Source organism: Agrobacterium sp. FDAARGOS_525, from assembly GCF_003938925.1.
GTDB classification, from domain to species: domain Bacteria; phylum Pseudomonadota; class Alphaproteobacteria; order Rhizobiales; family Rhizobiaceae; genus Agrobacterium; species Agrobacterium pusense.
Window position 1 is genome coordinate 833,281 of sequence record NZ_RKIU01000004.1, and the last position, 14,106, is coordinate 847,386.

At 59.6% G+C, this 14,106-nt stretch carries 10 protein-coding genes; 9 read left to right on the top strand and 1 reads right to left on the bottom strand.

From position 1 onward, the window contains the following. Nucleotides 1–3: 3 nt before the first annotated feature. From exoK to EGT36_RS20245, 8 genes are all read left to right on the top strand, one after another. On the top strand, nt 4–795 hold the full coding sequence (gene exoK / locus EGT36_RS20210) for an endo-1,3-1,4-beta-glycanase ExoK (RefSeq protein ID WP_125270905.1): 792 nt from the start codon (nt 4–6) through the stop codon (nt 793–795). Nucleotides 796–860: 65 nt separating this feature from the next. Next, complete coding sequence (locus tag EGT36_RS20215) at nt 861–2,042, top strand: glycosyltransferase family protein (RefSeq protein ID WP_125270906.1); 1,182 nt, start codon at nt 861–863, stop codon at nt 2,040–2,042. A 17-nt stretch (nt 2,043–2,059) separates the two neighbouring features. Continuing rightward, on the top strand, nt 2,060–3,058 hold the full coding sequence (locus tag EGT36_RS20220) for a glycosyltransferase family 2 protein (protein ID WP_125270907.1): 999 nt from the start codon (nt 2,060–2,062) through the stop codon (nt 3,056–3,058). Further along, a complete protein-coding gene (locus tag EGT36_RS20225) occupies nt 3,055–3,999 on the top strand; it encodes a glycosyltransferase family 2 protein (protein WP_006698114.1) in 945 nt (314 codons plus the stop codon). The genes EGT36_RS20220 and EGT36_RS20225 overlap by 4 nt, the downstream gene beginning before the upstream one ends. After that, nucleotides 3,999–4,994 carry a glycosyltransferase family 2 protein gene (locus EGT36_RS20230; RefSeq protein WP_125270908.1) on the top strand — a complete coding sequence of 332 codons (996 nt, stop codon included), beginning with the start codon at nt 3,999–4,001 and terminating at the stop codon, nt 4,992–4,994. Before EGT36_RS20225 ends, EGT36_RS20230 begins: the two co-directional genes overlap by 1 nt. Before the next feature lie 67 nt (nt 4,995–5,061). Further along, nucleotides 5,062–5,967: a UTP--glucose-1-phosphate uridylyltransferase gene (locus tag EGT36_RS20235; RefSeq protein ID WP_004437677.1), complete on the top strand. Its 906-nt coding sequence runs from the start codon at nt 5,062–5,064 to the stop codon at nt 5,965–5,967. A 107-nt stretch (nt 5,968–6,074) separates the two neighbouring features. Continuing rightward, nucleotides 6,075–8,423: a polysaccharide biosynthesis tyrosine autokinase gene (locus EGT36_RS20240; RefSeq protein ID WP_172965679.1), complete on the top strand. Its 2,349-nt coding sequence runs from the start codon at nt 6,075–6,077 to the stop codon at nt 8,421–8,423. A 245-nt stretch (nt 8,424–8,668) separates the two neighbouring features. Beyond that, the gene (locus tag EGT36_RS20245) at nt 8,669–9,613 is read left to right on the top strand and encodes a 2-hydroxyacid dehydrogenase (protein ID WP_125270910.1); all 945 of its coding nucleotides are present in this window, start codon (nt 8,669–8,671) and stop codon (nt 9,611–9,613) included. A gap of 17 nt (nt 9,614–9,630) precedes the next feature. On the opposite strand, the gene EGT36_RS20250 is transcribed toward EGT36_RS20245, so the two are convergent. Continuing rightward, a complete protein-coding gene (locus EGT36_RS20250; RefSeq protein WP_125270911.1) occupies nt 9,631–12,594 on the bottom strand; it encodes a PAS domain-containing protein in 2,964 nt (987 codons plus the stop codon). Between the two features lie 364 nt (nt 12,595–12,958). On the opposite strand from EGT36_RS20250, the gene EGT36_RS20255 reads away from it, so the two are divergent. Further along, nucleotides 12,959–13,957 (top strand): ABC transporter substrate-binding protein, encoded by a 999-nt coding sequence (locus EGT36_RS20255; protein ID WP_125270912.1) that lies wholly within the window; start codon nt 12,959–12,961, stop codon nt 13,955–13,957. Nucleotides 13,958–14,106 lie beyond the last annotated feature (149 nt).

The window sequence follows — 14,106 nt, forward strand, 5'->3', positions numbered from 1 at the left end:
CCAATGACAACATTTGTCACCCGCGTTCAGACACGCATTCTTCTTGCCGCCGCCCTCACTGCAACGGCATTCACGGCCCCCGTCAACGCCCAAGAGGGCAATGGCACGTCCTTCATGGAGAATTTCGACCAGATGGACAGAAGCTTCTGGTACGCTTCTGACGGCTGGAACAATGGCGCGCACCAGAACTGCACCTGGTCGAAGAAGCTGGCAACGGTGGAGAACGGCCAGCTGATGCTGGGCTTCGAGGAAGCCAAGGCTGGCGACCGCAACTTCGCCTGCGGTGAAATCCAGACCAAGGGCCGTTATCGTTACGGCACCTATGAAGCGCGCATGAAGGCCGCCACCGGCCCTGGCCTGAACTCCGCCTTCTTCACCTATATCGGCCCGACCGACAAAAAACCGCACGACGAAATCGACTTTGAGGTTCTTGGCAAAAATACCGGTCAGGTGCAGCTCAATCAATATGTGTCCGCCAAGGGCGGCAATGAGAAGCTGGTGCCGGTGGAAGGCGGCGCCGATGCCGGCTTCAACGACTATGCCTTCGTCTGGGAACCGCAGCGCCTGCGTTATTACGTCAACGGCAAGCTCGTTCATGAGGTGACGGACGCGACGAAAATTCCGCAGAACGCCCAGAAGATTTTCTTCAGCCTGTGGGGCACCGATACGCTGAAGGACTGGATGGGCAAGTTTGCCTATGCCGGGCCATCGCAGATGGTCGTTGACCGCTTCGCCTTCACCGCGCTCGGCGATAAATGCCAGTTCCCGGAAAGCATTGCCTGCGCTCTGAATTGACCGATTTTTTTGAACCAAATCCTGTGCTGCGGCGTCTTTGACCCGCGAACCGACCGGAACCCTGCATGATCCATATTCTCTACCTCGCGCATGATCTGTCAGACCCCGCCATTCGTCGGCGGGTGCTGACGCTGCTTGCAGGCGGGGCGCGGGTCACGCTGGCCGGTTTCCGGCGCGGACAGAACCGGCTGGCGGAGATCGAAGGCGTCGTACCTGTCGTGCTCGGAGAAACCGCCGACGGGCAATTTCTGCAGCGCATGGCGGCAGTGGCGAAAGCCAGCCTTTCGCTCGGCAAAGTCTTGAACGGAATTCCGGCACCCGACGTCGTTCTCGCCAGGAACCTCGAAATGCTGGCTCTGGCAAAGCGCGCCATGTCGATCTATTCCGGCCGCCCGGCGCTGGTTTACGAATGTCTCGATATTCATCGCCTGCTGCTCAACGAAGGCAAGCCCGGACAGATGCTGAATGCCGCGCAGCGTTATTTCGCACGCGACGCAAAGCTTCTGGTGACAAGTTCCCCGGCATTCGTGGAGCATTATTTCAAGCCCGTGTCGGGCCTCGACCTTCCTGTCCTGTTGCAGGAAAACAAGGTGCTGGCGCTCGACGACACCATTGCCGCCACGCCAAGACCACGGGCGCCCGCGCCCGGCGAGCCATGGAAAATCGGCTGGTTCGGCGCGCTTCGCTGCCGCAAATCGCTTGAAATTCTCGCTGAGTTCGCTCGCCGCATGGAAGGCAGGGTCGAAATCATCCTGCGTGGCCGGCCGGCCTATTCGGAGTTTGCTGATTTCGATGGCTTCGTGGCGGCTGCTCCACATGTGCATTTCAACGGACCTTACAAAAACCCCGAGGACCTGGCCGCGATCTATAACGAGGTGCAACTTACCTGGGCCATCGACTTTTTCGAAGAAGGCCAGAATTCCAGCTGGCTGCTGCCCAACCGGCTTTACGAGGGCTGCCTTTACGGCACTCTGCCGATTGCACTTTCCGGCACGGAAACGGCTCGCTTCATTGAAAAACGCAATATCGGCTTCGTCCTGCAACAGGCGGGCGCTGACGATCTTGCCGCCCTCTTCAACCGGATGACCCCGCAAACCTATGCGGATGCCTTCCACACCCTGTCGGCAACAGACAGGAAACAATGGCTGACCGACCGCGACGATTGCCGTCTGCTGGTGCAGCAATTGTCCTCACTCGCCAAATCCGCTTCCGGCCACGCCCGTGAAGCGCAGTTTTCACCCGTGTAGTGCGTAGGGGGCAAATCATGGAAGGTCCAGGTCATTCCGGCATCAGAACGCTGATCGTCATACCCTGCTTCAATGAGGCGAAGACGATCGAGGGGTTGCTTGTCAAATTCACCGGCGCAATGCAGGGGCGCCTGTTCCGCATCGTCGTCGCCGATGGCGGCAGCACGGATGGAACCCGCGATATCGTTGCCGCCTTTGCGGCAAAGGACGAACGCGTCACGCTTCTTGCCAATCCGAAGCGTATCCAGAGCGCCGGCATCAACCTTGCCGTCGCCACCTTCGGCGAGGATTTCGATTATCTCATCCGCATCGACGCCCATGGCGATTATCCCGATGATTATTGCCAGCGGCTGATCGAGGACGCTGAACGGACGGGTGCGGACTCCGTTGTCGTCGCGATGGATACGGTCGGCTACGGCCTGTTCCAGAAGGCGACTGCCATTGCCCAGAATTCCAAGCTCGGCAATGGCGGTTCCAAGCACCGCGAAGGCGCAAAAGGCCACTGGATCGATCACGGGCACCACGCGCTGATGCGGATTGCCGCTTTCGATGCGGTCGGCGGTTATGATGAGAGCTTCAGCCACAATGAGGATGCGGAGCTGGATTTCCGGCTGCGCAAATCTGGGTTCCGCATCTGGATGACCGACAAGACCCGCATGACCTATTATCCGCGCGCCAGCGTCATGCCGCTCTTCAAGCAATATCTCGCCTATGGCCGCGGCCGGGCGAAGAACCTGTTGAAACATCGCTCCATCCCGAAAATCCGCCAGATGATTCCGCTCGCCGTGTTGCCGGTCTTCATCTTCGCGCTGCTGTCGCTGGTGCATTGGGCAGCCCTTATTCCGCTCGGCCTCTGGATTGCCGCATGTGTGGGTTATGGCTTGTGGATGGCAATAGGTCAGAAAAATCCATACGGCCCGCTCGCCGCTTTTTCGGCAATGGTGATGCATCTGGCCTGGTCCACCGGCTTCTGGCTGGAACTCCTGAAATTCCGGGGAAGAAAGGCTGTCTCATGACCGACAACACCGTCACCGGCACACAATATCTCAAGACCGTCGATATCGGCATCTGCACCTACAGACGCCCGGCGCTTGTCGCCACACTTCTGTCACTCTTCGAGCTGGATGTGCCTGAAGGCGTGAAAGTTAGGCTGATTGTCGCCGATAATGACGAGGAGCCCAGCGCAAAGGCAAGCGTCGATCGCCTGCGCGAAACCGCCCCCTTCGAGATCACCTATGTGCATTGCCCGAAATCTAATATTTCGATTGCCCGCAATGCCTGCCTGTCGGAATGCAAGGCGGATTATCTCGCCTTTATCGACGACGACGAAACGGCGCCGCCACACTGGCTGGCCGCGCTTCTGGAAAAGGCCGACGAGACCGGTGCAGAAACCGTTCTTGGCCCCGTCACTGCGGTTTACCGGGACAACGCGCCGGGCTGGATGAAACGCGGAGATTTCCACTCGACCGTTCCCGTCTGGGTCAATGGCGAGATCATCACCGGTTATACCTGCAACACGCTGCTCAGGATGGAAGCGCCATCGGTAAAGGGCCGGCGCTTCGCGCTGGCGCTTGGCCAGAGCGGCGGCGAAGACACACATTTCTTCTCGCATCTCCACGCCGCTGGCGGCCGTATCGTCTTTGCGGAAGACGCTGTCTTGTCGGAGCCGGTTCCGGAAAATCGGGCAAGCTTTCTATGGCTTGCCAAGCGCCGGTTCCGTTCCGGCCAGACCCATGGACGGGTGCTGGCTGAAAAGAAACCCGGTGCGCGCCGCGTCGTCCAGGTGGTGAAAGCTGGTTCGAAAGTGCTTTATTGCGCTCTTTTTGCCGCCTTGAGCGGTTTCAATGCCGTACGCCGCAACCGTTATGCGTTGCGAGGCGCGCTGCATATGGGTTCGATGAGCGGCGCCTTCGGTGTGCGCGAAATCCGGCAATATGGTGCCGTGGAGGCGACCTGATGGAAAACCTCACCTCTCCGCCAGACATCAGCTTCGTTATCGCCGCCTATAATGCCGCCGATACGATTGAGGCCGCGGTTCAAAGCGCGCTCGATCAGCAGGGCGTGACGCTGGAAGTGATCGTCGTCGACGACCAGTCTGCTGACGATACCATTTCCTTCGTTGAAGCGATCGCCGCAATCGATACGCGCGTGCGGCTGCTTGCGCTCGAAGAAAACCGCGGTCCGGGCGGCGCCCGCAATGCCGGCATCGAGGCCGCGACAGGGCGCTGGATCGCCGTGCTCGACTCCGACGATGTCATCCGCCCGGAGCGCTCCGCCTGCATGATGTGCCGGGCAGAAGCCGCCAACGCTGACATCGCTGTCGATAATCTCGATGTCGTCTACACCGATGGCCGGCCGATGGAGACGATGTTTCCCGAAGAGTTTTTGGAGGAACGGCCTGTTCTCACGCTGGAGGACTTTATTTCTTCCAACATCCTGTTCCGCTCCACCTTCAATTTCGGCTACATGAAACCGATGTTCCGGCGCGATTTCCTTAATAACGAAGCACTGCGCTTCCGTGAGGATATCCGCATCGGCGAAGACTATATTCTTCTCGCCTCGGCGCTTGCCGCTGGCGGCCTCTGCGTCATCGAACCGAAGCCGGGTTACATCTACAATATCCGCGAAGGTTCGATTTCCCGCGTCCTCGAACTTCATCACGTCGAAGCGATGATGCGGGCGGACGAAGAATTCCTGAGCCACTACACCTTGCTGCCGGCCGCCATGGACGCGCAGCAGGCGAGAGCCCGCAGCCTGCGGCTGGCGCATAATTTTTTGACATTGGTGGACAACATCAAGCGCCGCTCGGTACTCGGCGCCTTGAAGACCACAATCCGAGATCCTGCCGTGCTGGGGCACCTGAGAATGCCGATTGCAGTGCGGCTGAGGAGGCTGCGGGACGCCGTGTTTGCGCCCTCGGCGAATACAGGGGTGAAAAGGCAGATTTCATAAAATTTGCGCGCGGACCATGTCTGCGCGGGGACTGGGGACAGATCAAACCTTGATGAAGGAGAACGCGATGGACCTGAAGAGAACTGTCAGAAAAGCCGTCATTCCGGTAGCCGGCAACGGCACGCGGTTTTTGCCCGCCACCAAGGCGATGCCAAAGGAAATGCTGACGATCGTCGACCGGCCGGTCGTTCAATATGCCGTGGATGAAGCCATGCAGGCCGGCATTGAGCACATTATTTTCGTCACGAGCCGCAACAAGACCGCCATCGAAGACTATTTCGACAGCGCGCCTGAACTCATCAACACGCTGACCCGCTCCGGCAAGACCGTGCAGGTGCTGCAGCTGGAAAAGATGCTGCCGGTTGCCGGCACCGTCAGCTATACCCGCCAGCAGGTGCCGCTTGGCCTCGGCCACGCCGTCTGGTGCGCGCGCGAACTGGTGGGCAAGGAGCCTTTTGCCCTGCTGCTGCCTGACATGGTCTCCTATGGCGCGCGCGGCTGCATTGCCGGTCTGATGGAGCTTTACGATGAAGTCGGCGGCAATATTCTCGGTGTCGAGGAATGCCTGCCGGAAGAAGTTTCGTCCTATGGCGTCGTCGGCGTCGGCCAGAAGGTCAATCACGGCTTCGCCGTGACCGAAATGGTCGAAAAGCCGGAACCATCCAGGGCGCCTTCGAATTATTACCTGAATGGCCGTTATATTCTGCAGCCGGAAATCTTCGATATTCTCGCCAAGCAGGAGCGCGGCGCGGGCAACGAAATCCAGCTTACCGACGGCATGAAGCGGCTCGCCGAAAAGCAGGCCTTCCATGCGCAGAAATATAGCGGCCGCACCTTTGACTGTGGCAGCAAGCAGGGCTTCATCGCCGCCAACGTCGCCTTCTCGCTGCTGCGCGCCGACATGGAAGCGCAGGTTCTCGCTTCGGTGAAGGAACTGGTGGCAAACCACGAAAGCCGCGTGCAGGCGGCCTGACTTTCATCGCGCCGCCGGGGGAGGCGGCCGGCGCACCATAACGGGAGGCGGGAAGGCGAGAGTTGCTCGGCTTCCCGCGTACCATTTTTAATTCACAAGGTAGGTCCATGCACCACAAGACCTTTAAATCCAATATCGGTTTTCCGGAGTCCGGCAAGGATTCCGACACGTTCATCGACCTCGACCGCCTGTGGGCCGCCGTGGTGCGCCGTGCCAACGTCATTGCCGCCTCCGTCATTGCCGCCGTAGTTTTGGCCGGACTTTACCTGGTGCTTGCGACCCCTGTTTATACGGCGATGACGCAGGTGCTGCTCGATGAAAGCCTCTCCCGTTATGCGGAAGAGGAATCGCCTGTGCCCGCTGCCCAGATCGTCGACAACCGCATCGCCAGCGCCGTGGAAATCCTGAAATCCAAGGAAATGGCGCTGACCGTGGTGGACAAGGCCAAGCTTGACGAGAACGACACCATCGTCAATCCGCCGATGTCGCCGGTCGAGCTCGTCAAATCCTCCGTGCGCGGTATCCTCGATCTCGTCCTGCCGGGCGATCCGCCGGTCTCCGAAGCCGCAATCCGTGCCGGGCGCCGCGAAAAGGCTGCCGCCGTGCTGCAGCAGTCGCTGACTGTGGAGCGGGTCGGTCGCAGTTCCGTCATCGCAATCTCCACCCGTTCGACTGACCGCCAGCTGGCCGCACACATCGCCAAGACCTACGCGCAGGCCTATCTCACCGAGCAGCTGAACGCCAATTTCGACGCCAGCGAGCGGGCCTCTGTCTGGTTGCAGGAACGCCTGACCGACCTTAACCAGCGCGCCCAGGCGGCAGAGCTTGCGGTGCAGAAATTCAGGTCCGACAAAAATATCGTGTCCTCGCGCGGCGAACTGATGTCGGAAGGCCAGCTTGCCGATCTCAATGGCCAGCTGATTGCGGCACAGGCGGATGCCGCGACGGCCTCCGCCCGTTACAATCAGTATAAATCCATCATCGACCGCGGCCCGGAAACGGCCGTGGACAACGCCGTCGTCTCGGCCCGTGACACCGACAATTCCGTTATTCAGGATCTGCGCAAGCGCTACATCACCATTTCCGACCGGCAGCGGGGCATTGTGCAGCAGTTCGGAGCAGACCATCCGCAGGCAGCCGCGCTGGACGCCGAGAAGAAAGAAGTGGCGCAGCAGATCTTCCAGGAACTGCAGCAGCTGACCGGCAGCTTCAAGAACGAATACGACGTCGCCAATTCGCGCGTACAGTCGTTGCGCGACAGTATCGACAAGGTGGCTGGCCGTAATTCGGAAGCCAATATCACCATGGTGCAGCTACGCGAGCTCGAGCAGCGGGCGACGGCCTTGCGCACCCTCTACCAGTCCTATCTCGGACGCTTCGAAGAGGCTTCGCAGAAGCAGTCGCTGCCGATCGCCAAAGCCCGCATCATCTCCGAGGCCGGTCTTCCCACATCGCCTTCCAGCCCGAAAAAGACCATGACAATGGCGCTTTCGGTCGTACTGGGCCTGATGCTGGGTGGGGGCATTGCGGCACTTCTCGAATTCCGCGACCGCTTCTTCCACACCGGCAACGATGTGCGTGATAACCTGCGCATGCGCTTTCTCGGCTACCTCCCCTTCATCGGCGAAAGGGGTGTGGAAAACGCCAAGACCGGAAACAGCGCCGCAACCCCCGGCGGCGAGAATGCCACGCTTGAGGACAGCGGCCAGGTTTCGTTCCAGAAAATGCTGCGCCTTGCCGTTGACAGTCCGCGCTCCAGTTTTGCGGAAACGCTGCGCAACGTGAAACTGACGGCGGATGTCGTCATTCAGGAGCGCCAGTGCCGGGTCATCGGCGTCATTTCCTGCCTGCCGAATGAGGGCAAATCGGTCGTTGCGCTCAACCTCGCGGGCCTGATCGCCTCCACCGGCAAGCGCACGCTTGTGGTGGATGCCGACATCCGCAATCCGGGTCTCAGCCGCATGCTGACCACGCGCCAATCCGCCGGTCTGGTGGAGGTCGTGCTTGACGAGGTGCCGTGGACGCAGGCGGTGAAAGTGGACACGCGCACCAAGATGGGCATTCTGCCGGTTTCGACCAGCAACCAGTTCGCCCATTCAAGCGAATTGCTCTCCTCTTCCGGCATGCGCAAGTTTATCGACTCGGCTCGCGAGGCCTGCGACTACATCATCGTTGACCTTGCACCCGTTGTGCCCGTCATCGACGCCAAGGCCTTTGCGCCGCAGGTGGACGGCTTCGTCTTCGTCACCGAATGGGGCAAGACACCGATCCAGATGGTGCAGAACCTGATGGCCAACGAACCGCAGATCGCCAACAAGACGCTCGGCATCGTGCTCAACAAGACCGACATGACGGAACTGCAGCGTTATGCCGGACCTGGCGGTTCGGAGCATTACCACGAGTCGTTCTCGGCCTATTACGGCGATGCAAAGCCGCCGGTGAAAGAAGATGCGTAGTGGCAGAGATTTAACAGGCCGGTTGGATCCACACTCCGTCACTCCGGCCCCCGAGCCGGGGTCCAGCCAGCCCAAGTCCTTGGGCTGAAAAAAGTCTTGGCGCCGCGCAGACGCGCGGCGGCTGGATACCGGATCTAGTCCGGCATGACGGAAGAATCACAAATTCCCCCATTCCACCCATGGCATTACCCGCCGAAATTGCGCATTGATGGCGTCACGCAAAAATCGCAAGCAGGACCAATACCATGTCTTCACCAATCGCCTTTGTTTCACGGATGAACGCAGAGACGGAGGCCGTTTGGAAACAGGCGTTGCGCGCCACCATGCCGGAGGAGGAGATCCTCTCCTTTTCCGAATTGACGGACGAGCAGCGGCGGGCAGTGGAATTTGCCATTGTCGCCAATCCCGATCCGGCCGATATCGCCGCTCTTCCCGGCCTCAAATGGATCCACAGCCTGTGGGCGGGCGTGGAGCGGCTGGTGCTGGAACTGGGCAGCAAGGCTCCCCCCATCGTTCGGCTGAAGGACCCGGAACTTTCCCGCGTCATGGCCGAAGCGGTGCTGGCATGGACCTATTATCTGCAGCGTGACATGCCCGCCTATCGCGAAAATCAGCGAAAGGCGCTCTGGCAGGAACTGGATTACCGCCACCCCGGCGAGATGACCATCGGTCTCCTGGGGCTCGGAGCACTCGGCGCGGCCGCGGCGGAGCGTCTTATCCATGCCGGCTTCAACGTCGCAGGATGGAGCCGTTCGGCCAAGATAATCGAAGGCGTGGAAACGTTGACCGGCGATGCAGGGCTGCAGGCATTGCTGGAAAAAAGCGACATTCTCATCTGCCTTGTGCCGCTTACCGATGCGACGCGCGGTCTTCTCGATGCCCGCCGTCTCGCCGCAATGAAACAGGGCGCGTCAGTCATCAATTTCGCCCGCGGCGCCGTCATCGTCGCCGATGCGTTGATCGCGGCGCTCGATTCCGGCAAGCTCTCGCATGCCGTCCTCGATGTCTTCGAACACGAGCCACTCCCTGCGGCTTCGCCATTTTGGCAGCATCCCAAAGTTACGGTCCTGCCGCATATTTCCGCGCCGACAAGCCGGGAGAGTTCGGCGCGGATCGTGGCCGGCAACGTCCGCACATGGCGGGAAACGGGCAAGCTGCCGGAAACCGTCGACATGGACCGCGGTTACTGAACCGGCATCAAGGCGGCCTATTCGGCCGCCACCGGCCTCGCCGTATGGGCCTTTTCAACGGCGGCAATGATCTGCTGTTCATCGTAGGGCTTGGTGAGCAGGACTGCGCTTTCCGGCGCCCCCTCCGGCAGATGGCTGTCGCCCGTCGCAAAGACGATGGCAAGACCCGGCCTGCGGCGCAGGGCCTCCACCGCCAGTTCACCGCCCTTCATGTCCGGCAGGCCGATATCTGTAACGAGAACGTCGATCTGCTCCGACTCGATAACCTTCAGCGCCTGCGCCGCGTTGCCAGCCTCAACAACGGCAAAGCCGCTCTCCGAAAGCATCTCCATGGAATTCATCCGGATCAGCTCGTCATCCTCGACCAGAAGAACCTGGATTGACCGTTCCCGGTTGTCGACCGCCATGGCGGGTTCGGGGATTTTTGAAGAACCAGGCCGCGCCCTCGACAGCGAAACCTGCTTGCGGTTGGCTATGACGTGGCGGATGCGCCGCGCCAGCGCTTCACGCGTATAGGGTTTGGATAGCAGTTCCACACCTGCATCCAGCTTGCCGCCATGCACGATGGAGTTTTCGGTGTAACCCGAGGTGAAAAGAACGGCGAGATTGGGCAACCGCTCCTGCGCGCGACGCGCCATTTCCCGACTTTTCAAGGGGCCTGGCATCACGACGTCGGTGAAGATGACATCGATCGGAATGCCGCTTTCCACCACCGTCAAACCCGCCTGTGCGTCGCGTGCGGTCAGCACCCTGTAACCGAGATCGCTCAGAGTTTCGACGACCGTACCGCGCACTTCTTCATCGTCCTCAACCACGAGGATCGTCTCCGTCCCACCTTCGACAGGGCCGTTATGCACCACGACCTCCCTGTCCTCATCGGCTGCGGAACGCGGCAGATACATTTTCACCGTGGTGCCCTGCCCCACCTCGCTATAGATGTTCACATGCCCGCTGGACTGTTTGGCGAAACCATAGACCATGGAAAGGCCAAGGCCCGTGCCCTTGCCCTCGGGCTTGGTCGAGAAGAACGGTTCGAAGACCTTTTCGAGTATCTCCGGCGACATGCCCGAACCCGTATCGGTTACCGCGAGCATCACATATTGCCCGGCCGTGACCTCGGAATGTTTGCGGGCGTAATCGCGGTCGAGAACAGCATTGGCTACCTCGATGGTGAGCTTTCCGTGCCCTTCCATGGCATCGCGCGCGTTGATCGCGAGATTGAGAAGCGCGTTTTCCACCTGGTTGGGGTCGGCATAGGTGTTCCAGAGGCCGCCTGACGTGATGACCTCCACCTCGATCGCCTCACCAAGCGAGCGGCGAAGCAGGTCATCCATGCCGGTTACGAAACGGGCAATATTGATGACCCGCGGCTCCAGCGCCTGACGGCGGCCGAAGGCCAGAAGCTGGCTCGCGAGCTTCGCACCACGTTGGACGCCCGCGAGCGCATTCTCCAGCCGGCGCTCCGCACGTTCATTGCCGATCACATCTTTCGCCAGCAATTGCAGATTGCCGGCGATCACCTGCAGTAGATTGTTGAAATCATGCGCCACGCCACCGGTCAGCTGACCGATCGATTCCATTTTCTGCGCCTGCTGAAGGGCCTTTTCGGTCTGACGGCGCTCCGCCATTTCAGCTTCGACCCGGGCTTCCAACCCCTCATTCAGTTGCCGGAGCTGCTCTTCCGCCCGGATGCGATGGCGAATTTCACGCTCAAGGTTGCTCGCATGTTCCTTGAGGGTATCTTCGGCACGGCGCTGCTCGGTGATATCGGTGTGAACGCCGACCCATTCGGCAATAGCAGCTGACTTGTCGAAAATCGGCACGCCGCGGATCGCGAAAGTACGATAGACACCGTCATGTCTGCGCACGCGATGTTCCCAGATATAGGTCGATTTTTCCGCGACCGCCTTGTTCCAGCTATCGACTGAACCCTGCCTGTCTTCCGGATGAACGGCGTCCGCCCACCCGAAGCCCTGATATTCTTCGGGCGTCTGGCCCGTCAACGCCGCCCATGCCGGTTGCTCACCCAGCATCCTGCCTTCGGCACTGTTGGTCCACAGCACACCGTGCACGGCCTCCACCGCCGCGCGGAAACGGTTGTTGCTGATGAGGATTTCCTGCTCCGAGCGCTTCCGCTCCTCGATATCGATGATCAGGACATAGATGCCGTCGACGGAGCCGTCGGCAATGTAGCGCGGAACATACCGGATTTCAGCGGCGCGCTTGGTGCCATCCGGTCTGCTGATGACGGTATCCGAAACGATCTTCTCACCGGCAAGCGCCCGGTCGAGATAGGCCTTGCGCGCATCGAAAAATGCCTCGCCGACAATCTCGGGAACGCTGCGCCCGATGACGTCTTCACCACTTCGGCCGAACCATTCGAGATAACCGTCATTGGCAAATTTATAGATGTAATCGCGATCGACATATCCGACCAGAATGGGCAGGGCGTTGGTGAGCCGGCTCAATTCCTTGCGGCTCTGCTCCATAGCCTCAACGGCTTTCACCTTGTCGGTATTTTCGAGCACGGTGCACAATACGCCATCAACCGTGCCACCTTCATTATAGATAGGCGTGTAAAACAGGTCGAAGATCACCTCTTCCGGTATGCCATGTCGCATAAGCGTCATTGGCTGGTCGCGATATGCCAACACTTCACCGCGAAAACCGGCTTCGAGAATGCGGCTATTCCAGTCCCAGATTTCCGGCCAGATCCCGGGTACCGTGCCGCCCAGCGCCTGCGGATGGTAATTACCGGCGATCTCCGCATAACCGTCATTGTAGATCATCACATGATCGCGGCCCCACATCAGCACCTGCGGAATAGGTGAATTGACGACGGAATTGGCTTTTTGCCTCAGATTTTGCGGCCAGTCGCAAATCGAACCAAGCGATGTCTTCGACCAGTCGAAGCGGCGCACAAGCTCACCAGTTTCACCGCCGCCGATGGGCCATACCGGGGCAGCATGAAGATTGGTCATTCAAAATCACCACAAAAATCGAGAAGAAATCTCCCGTAATACAGAACGGGATAAAAGTCCAAGAGAACAGAAACTTCGCCTGATTGTTCCAAGACTTTTCAAAAAAATGAAAAAGTTCCCTCGCTTGTGAAATATCGTTGAGGCGCCGCTAAAAAACTATATGTTTCAATATCTTAATTCCGAAATTTTCGCTAATATGGCCCTGTGATCGCGCCTTCGTCCGGCGAATGGCATCCTCAATACGCCAGAAATTGCCGCAAACGGGATGGCGACAAAAGATTTATTAAGCCTCAATAAGGGTGCTGGCGGTCGCGGTGCCGTCAGCGCCCGGGTCATCGCCACACCGCGACCAGAGGGAACAACAATGAAAATACTTTTGGGTGCCACAATTCTTTCCGCCGGCTTCGCCTTTTCAGGCAGCGCAGCCCATGCCGCCGACTGTGGAAACGTAACAATCGCCAGCATGAACTGGCAATCCGCTGAAGTTGCCGCCAACCTGGACAAATTCATTCTCGAAAAAGGCTATGGCTGCTCCGCCGAAATCGTTACCGGCGATACGGTGCCGACACTGACCTCCATGGCCGAAAAAGGCCAGCCGGATATCGCACCTGAGGCCTGGGTCAGCCTGCAGCCGGAAATCGTCAAGCAGGGTCTGGAAGGCGGCAAAGTGGTCGCGGCCGCAAAAATCCTTTCCGATGGCGCTGTTCAGGGCTGGTGGATTCCGAAATACGTCGCTGACGCCAACCCCGATCTCAAAACAATTCCCGATCTTTTCAAGCATCCCGAGCTCTTCCCATCGCCTGAAGACAAGTCCAAGGGTGCTGTGTTCAACGGCCCGCAGGGCTGGGGCGGCACAGTCGTCACCGCGCAGCTGTTCAAGGCGTTTGGCGGCGAGAAGGCCGGCTTCACCCTCGTGGACACCGGCTCTGCCGCAGGTCTCGACGGCTCCATCGCCAAGGCCTATGAAGCCAAGCAGCCCTGGGTCGGCTATTACTGGGCGCCCACCTCCCTGCTCGGCAAATACGAAATGGTGAAACTTGGATTCGGCACTGAGTACGACGCGGCCGAATGGAAACGCTGCACATCCGTTGCCGATTGCGCCGATCCGAAGCCGAACGCCTGGCCGATCGATGACGTACAAACGCTGGTCAGCAAATCCTTTGCCGATCGTGCCGGTCCGGCAATGGATTATCTCAACAAGCGTGCCTGGACCAACGCCACCGTCAACAAGCTGATCGCCTGGATGACGGATAATCAGGCCACCGGCGAAGACGGCGCCAAGCAGTTCCTGAAGGACAACGAAGCCCTGTGGAAGGGCTGGGTCTCGCCCGAGGTCGCGGAAAAGGTCAAGGCCGCCCTTTAAAAAGCGCGTCCTGACATATCTGCCCGGCAACCGGCGTCTCCCGCGGCGACGCCGAACCGCATCGGCTACCCGGCTTTGGCTGATAACGATGCGCCGGTTCAACAGAGCGTTCCGCCCATGCGTCCAGTTGGCCGCGCGGCGCTCTGGCG

Coding starts and splice junctions, on each gene's coding strand:
- exoK (WP_125270905.1), top strand. CDS start 4: ATGACAACATTTGTCACCCGCGTTCAGACACGCATTCTTCTTGCCGCC.
- EGT36_RS20215 (WP_125270906.1), top strand. CDS start 861: ATGATCCATATTCTCTACCTCGCGCATGATCTGTCAGACCCCGCCATT.
- EGT36_RS20220 (WP_125270907.1), top strand. CDS start 2,060: ATGGAAGGTCCAGGTCATTCCGGCATCAGAACGCTGATCGTCATACCC.
- EGT36_RS20225 (WP_006698114.1), top strand. CDS start 3,055: ATGACCGACAACACCGTCACCGGCACACAATATCTCAAGACCGTCGAT.
- EGT36_RS20230 (WP_125270908.1), top strand. CDS start 3,999: ATGGAAAACCTCACCTCTCCGCCAGACATCAGCTTCGTTATCGCCGCC.
- EGT36_RS20235 (WP_004437677.1), top strand. CDS start 5,062: ATGGACCTGAAGAGAACTGTCAGAAAAGCCGTCATTCCGGTAGCCGGC.
- EGT36_RS20240 (WP_172965679.1), top strand. CDS start 6,075: ATGCACCACAAGACCTTTAAATCCAATATCGGTTTTCCGGAGTCCGGC.
- EGT36_RS20245 (WP_125270910.1), top strand. CDS start 8,669: ATGTCTTCACCAATCGCCTTTGTTTCACGGATGAACGCAGAGACGGAG.
- EGT36_RS20250 (WP_125270911.1), bottom strand. CDS start 12,594: ATGACCAATCTTCATGCTGCCCCGGTATGGCCCATCGGCGGCGGTGAA.
- EGT36_RS20255 (WP_125270912.1), top strand. CDS start 12,959: ATGAAAATACTTTTGGGTGCCACAATTCTTTCCGCCGGCTTCGCCTTT.